Here is a 367-nt window from a genome sequence, read left to right on the forward strand (position 1 = left end):
TTAATGACATCATCAATAATATGCCGGAATCCGAAGCTGCTTTCAAACTGGCTAAAGATGGATTAACCAACCGTCTGCGCACCGAACGTATCATCAAAGGTGACATTATCTGGAGTTATATCAATGCACAAGATTTAGGGCAAAACGTAGACCCGCGCATCAAGCTCTACAACGACATACAGAACATGTCGCTAAAAGATATTGTCGATTTCCAAAAGCAATGGGTAAAAGGACGTACGTATGTTTATTGCATCCTGGGAGATAAGAAAGATTTGGAGCTGGATAAATTGAAAGCTGTAGGTCCTATTGAAGAATTGACCCAAGAACAGATTTTCGGATACTAAAAAGAAACGAGCCGGCCATAAAT

General features: G+C 40.3%; 1 pseudogene. It reads left to right on the plus strand.

Features of this window, described 5'->3' with window-relative positions:
- Positions 1-344 (plus strand): annotated as a pseudogene (locus tag AB5935_RS24690) (insulinase family protein); the annotation flags it as partial.
- Positions 345-367: the final 23 nt, after the last annotated feature.

This window comes from Phocaeicola sp. RTP21198st1_B8_RTP21198_201120 (assembly GCF_040929485.1).
Classification (GTDB): Bacteria; Bacteroidota; Bacteroidia; order Bacteroidales; family Bacteroidaceae; genus Phocaeicola; species Phocaeicola dorei.